General features: G+C 35.8%; 6 protein-coding genes and 1 pseudogene. All 7 read left to right on the top strand.

Features of this window, described 5'->3' with window-relative positions; genetic code table 11:
• Positions 1-216 precede the first annotated feature (216 nt).
• Complete coding sequence (gene thrS / locus ACIQ1E_RS13795; protein ID WP_396171914.1) at positions 217-2163, top strand: threonine--tRNA ligase; 1947 nt, start codon at positions 217-219, stop codon at positions 2161-2163.
• Between the two features lie 16 nt (positions 2164-2179).
• On the top strand, positions 2180-2737 hold the full coding sequence (gene infC, locus ACIQ1E_RS13790; protein WP_394344383.1) for a translation initiation factor IF-3: 558 nt from the start codon (positions 2180-2182) through the stop codon (positions 2735-2737).
• A 102-nt stretch (positions 2738-2839) separates the two neighbouring features.
• Positions 2840-3037, top strand: coding sequence for a 50S ribosomal protein L35 (rpmI, locus tag ACIQ1E_RS13785; protein WP_011921545.1), 198 nt, complete (start codon positions 2840-2842; stop codon positions 3035-3037).
• Positions 3038-3217: 180 nt separating this feature from the next.
• Entirely contained in the window at positions 3218-3562 is a 345-nt protein-coding gene (gene rplT / locus ACIQ1E_RS13780; RefSeq protein ID WP_133277671.1) for a 50S ribosomal protein L20, read from the top strand.
• Between the two features lie 180 nt (positions 3563-3742).
• The gene (locus ACIQ1E_RS13775; RefSeq protein ID WP_396171913.1) at positions 3743-4189 is read left to right on the top strand and encodes a hypothetical protein; all 447 of its coding nucleotides are present in this window, start codon (positions 3743-3745) and stop codon (positions 4187-4189) included.
• 123 nt (positions 4190-4312) lie between these two features.
• Positions 4313-4897, top strand: coding sequence for a hypothetical protein (locus ACIQ1E_RS13770; RefSeq protein ID WP_396171911.1), 585 nt, complete (start codon positions 4313-4315; stop codon positions 4895-4897).
• Positions 4898-4921: 24 nt separating this feature from the next.
• Positions 4922-5198, top strand: a pseudogene (locus ACIQ1E_RS13765) (ATP-binding protein); the annotation flags it as partial.

The following is a 5198-nucleotide window of genomic DNA, read 5'->3' as shown; positions in this document are numbered from 1 at the left end:
ATCTAGATAACCTATACCCTAGCCCTGATAGCAGGGGAAATCCTTTGCGGCCGGCGTTCGGCCGCAAAGATTGCAACGAATAGAAGGATAAAGCTCCTTATTATAATCATCCAAGAAATGACAATTACACTCCCTATATATAATGTATAAACTTGTACATATATATTGTGTGTCTTTTTGTAATGCCCTATATTTGCATTCTCAAAATTAAAAACAATGATTAAGATTAGTTTGCCCGACGGGTCAGTGAAAGAGTTTGAAGCAGGAGTTACTCCTATGGATGTTGCAATTAGCATTAGTGAAGGATTTGCCAGAAACGTGATTTCGGCATCTTTTAGCGGTACAATTGTAGAAACCACAACTCCATTGACGACGGATGGCAGTCTTATATTATATACATGGAATGACGAGGGTGGTAAAAAAGCCTTTTGGCATTCGACTTCGCACGTGATGGCACAGGTTCTTGAAGAAATGTATCCTGGTATCAAACTGACTCTTGGACCTGCAATTTCTAATGGGTTTTACTATGATGTAGATTTCGAAGACCAAAAGATTACGGATGCCGATTTCAAAAAAATCGAGAATCGTGTTTTGGAAATTTCGAGAGAGAAACACGAATTTAAATTGCGTCCAGTTTCTAAAGCTGAAGCATTAGAGGTTTATAAAGACAATGTTTATAAAACCGAGTTAATTTCGAACTTAGAAGACGGAACGATTACTTTTTGTGACCACGCTACTTTTACAGATTTGTGTCGTGGTGGTCACATTCCGAATACTGGAATCATCAAGGCTATGAAAATTATGAGTATTGCCGGTGCTTATTGGCGTGGTGATGAGAAAAATAAGCAGTTAACTCGTGTTTATGGGGTTTCTTTTCCAAAACAGAAAGACTTAACCGAATACTTAGAATTGTTGGAAGAGGCAAAACGTCGTGACCACAGAAAACTAGGAAAGGAACTGGAATTGTTTGCTTTTTCACAAAAAGTAGGTCAAGGTTTGCCATTGTGGCTACCAAAAGGAGCAGCACTTCGTGACAGATTAGAGCAATTTTTGAAAAAAGCACAGAAGAAAGCGGGCTACGAACAAGTAGTTACGCCACATATTGGACAAAAAGAATTGTACGTGACTTCTGGTCATTATGCAAAATACGGAGCAGATAGTTTTCAGCCGATAAATACTCCTGCCGAAGGCGAAGAGTTTTTATTGAAACCTATGAACTGCCCTCACCACTGCGAAATTTTCAATGTAAGACCTTGGTCGTACAAAGATTTACCTAAACGTTATGCTGAGTTTGGAACCGTTTACCGTTACGAACAAAGTGGAGAATTGCACGGTTTGACCCGTGTTCGTGGGTTTACTCAAGATGATGCGCATATTTTTTGTACTCCAGACCAATTGGATCAAGAGTTTAAAAACGTGATTGATTTGGTATTGTATGTTTTTGGTTCATTAGGATTCGAAAACTTTACTGCACAGATTTCTTTGCGTGATCAAGAAAATAGAGATAAGTATATAGGTAGCGACGAGAATTGGGAGAAAGCAGAAAATGCAATTATCAATGCGGCAGCCGATAAAGGATTGAAAACTGTTGTTGCTTATGGTGAAGCGGCTTTCTATGGTCCGAAGTTGGATTTTATGGTAAAAGATGCACTTGGAAGACAATGGCAACTGGGAACCATACAAGTGGACTACAACTTACCTGAGCGCTTCGAATTGACTTACAAAGGATCGGACGACCAATTGCATACGCCTGTTATGATTCACCGAGCACCATTTGGATCTATGGAACGATTCATTGCCATTTTGATTGAACACACAGCAGGAAAATTCCCGCTTTGGCTAATGCCAGAACAGGCTATAATATTGTGTTTGAGCGAGAAATATGAAATATATGCGAAAAAAGTTTTAAATCTGCTAGAAAATCACGAAATTCGCGCCCTAATTGACAACAGAAACGAGTCAATTGGAAGAAAAATTAGAGATGCAGAGCTTCAGAAAACCCCGTTTATGCTGATTGTAGGCGAGGAAGAGGAGAAAAATGGAACAATATCCGTACGTCGTCAAGGACAAGAAGGAAATGGAAATATGAGCGTCACAATTGAGGAATTTGCTGCAATTGTAAACGAAGAAATAGGCAAAACATTAAAAACATTTACAGTTTAACTTAAATTTTAAAGTCATAGCAATAAGAAGCAATAGAGGTTACCAACCTCGAGTAGAAAAAAAAGATGCGCATAGGATCAACAATCTTATACGTGGTGTGCAAGAAGTAAGACTTGTGGGAGAAAATATCGAGCCAGGAGTTTTTAAACTTTCAGAAGCGTTGCGATTAGCAGACGAATTCGAATTGGACTTGGTTGAAATTTCGCCAAATGCAGAACCGCCTGTTTGCAAGATAATGGACTATAAAAAGTTCGTTTACATGCAAAAGAAACGTGAAAAAGAGCTTAAAGCAAAATCTACTCAGATTGTAGTGAAAGAAATTCGTTTTGGTCCTCAAACGGATGAACACGATTATGAGTTTAAAAGAAAGAACGCTGAAAAATTCTTGAAAGAAGGTTCTAAATTGAAAGCCTTTGTTTTCTTTAAAGGACGTTCAATCATCTATAAAGATCAAGGTCAAATCTTATTGTTAAGATTAGCTACAGATTTGGAAGAATTTGGAAAAGTAGAAGCAATGCCGGTTCTCGAAGGAAAGAGAATGATTATGTTTATTGCGCCTAAGAAAAAGAAATAGTATTCAGTTTGCAGAAGGCAGATTGCAGAAAATATAATGAGATTGCTTCGCAAGCTCGCAAAGACAAGTAAGTAAGAATAAATTAAAAAACACTAGGAAAAAATGCCTAAAATGAAAACCAAATCTAGCGCCAAGAAACGTTTCAAAGTTACTGGCTCTGGTAAGATTAAGAGAAAACATGCTTTCAAGAGTCACATCTTGACCAAAAAGTCTAAAAAACGTAAATTAGCTTTGACACATTCAGCGCTAGTTCACAAAACAGATGAGAAAAGCATTAAACAACAATTAAGAATCATCTAAGAATTGTATAATGTAAATTGTATAATGTAAAAATGTCTGAGACAACATACAATATACAACAATACAACATACAACTTTAAAGAATTCTTTAGGTTAAAACAATTTAAAATAACCTTGGAGTATGGCCTTAAGTGCCCTTGATTAAATTCGGGACGCCTGCTACAAAAAAACAGTAAAATTATGCCAAGAAGTGTAAATTCAGTTGCTAAGAGAGCAAGAAGAAAAAAAATAATGAAGCAAGCCAAAGGATTCTTTGGTCGTCGTAAAAACGTTTGGACAGTTGCGAAAAATGCGGTTGAGAAGGCAATGTGCTATGCTTACCGTGACAGAAAAGCGAACAAAAGAAATTTCCGCGCTTTGTGGATTCAACGTATCAACGCTGGAGCTAGATTAGAAGGAATGTCTTATTCGCAATTCATTGGAAAATGCAAAGCTAATAACATCGAATTGAACCGTAAAGTTCTTGCCGATTTAGCGATGAATCATCCAACAGCTTTCAAAGCAATACTTAATAAAGTAAAATAAACGTTTTATCAACTCAATTTAAGATTACTTACTTATAGAGAAATCCCAATCGAAAGTTTGGGATTTTTTGCGTCTATATCCACCTACAGTGAATCAAAATTCGAATAAAATATTAAAGCAAAATTCAAAAAAATTAAAAATTGATTTATTACTATTTAAAAAAATCAGTAATTTCGGGAAATGATATCCAAAAAGTTACATTTCCCGATTTTTGTTTTATTAACCCTATTTTTTCTCCTGCAATCTTGCGAAAAAAAGCCCATAACCAAATCTAGTAAAAAGAGTAATCTAGCAGCAATTGACCGACTGATTGACCTTGGTGACAAACATTTTGAAAACGTGGAATATGATAGTGCCTACTATTATCATAACAAAGTAAAATCCCTTTGTGATGTAAAAACAGATAATACCCGAATCATCTATTCCTTGGCAAGAATGTCCGAAATTCAACAAAACCAAGGCGATTATTCCGGTAGTGAGACCACAGCCATTGAAGCTATCCCCTTTTTGAATAAAACTTTAGATCCCTCCTACGAATGCTCTATTTACAATTTACTGGGATTGTTTATGGAAAACTATATGATTATGACAATGCCCTGCATTATTACAATAAGGGATTACATTTAAAAATAGATAAAATTCGGAAATTAAAATTCAAACATAATATTGCCGTGGTTTATATGGCCAAGCAAGATTACCATCGAGCGATACAAATTCTACTTCCTTTGACTTCCAGAAAAGAAGTCATAAATGATTCTGCATCCTATTCCAAAGTGCTTGATAATTATAGGTTATTCATATTTCAAAGTGGGTAATCCTAAAGGAATTAATTACATGAATGAAGCCTTAAAAATAAAAGAACAAATTAAGGATGACTGGGGAATGGCGGCAAGCTATCTTCATCTTACTAAATGTTACAAACAAACCAATCCACAATTAGCTAATGATTACGCGCGGATGGCTTACGAAAAAGCAACAAAAGTTAATGCTGTTGATGACCGATTGGAATCTTTAGCCTCTTTAATCCAAACCAGCTACGGAAATCAATCGAAATTTTATCCCGAAAAATACATACACATCAATGACAGTATCAAGAAAGTAAGACAAAAAGCCCGAAATCAGTTTGCCAAAATAAAATACGATTCCAAGAAAACAAAGGATGAAAATCTATTGCTAAAAACCCAAAAAATAGAAACAGCACTGGAACTGGAAGAACAAAAAAACAGAAACCTAATTTTGTATTTTCTGATATTAATAGGTGTTCTGTCCACCATTTTTTTATATTATTTTTTAAAAGCACTCAACAAAAAAGAAAAAATCCAAACTTCTTACTAGACCGAAACCCGAATTGCCAAAAAATTGCATGACGAACTGGCCAACGATGTTTATCACACCATGGCTTTTGCCGAAACGCAAGATTTATCTTCGAATCAAAACAAAGAGATTTTACTCCATAATCTGGATACAATATATTCCAGAACTCGCAATATTTCTAAAGAAAATAGTACTATTGACACCGAGTTGCATTTTGTGGCAGGTCTCAAAGAGATGCTATCCAGTTTCAATACTGAGGCGGTCAATGTCTTGATTACTGGTATGGATTCAGTGAACTGGAATGCTTTGGAAACCAATAAAA

The organism is Flavobacterium sp. (assembly GCF_044348915.1).
GTDB lineage: Bacteria > Bacteroidota > Bacteroidia > Flavobacteriales > Flavobacteriaceae > Flavobacterium.
Note: the sequence above shows the minus strand (reverse complement) of the source record. Positions and strands in the feature narration are given on the sequence as shown.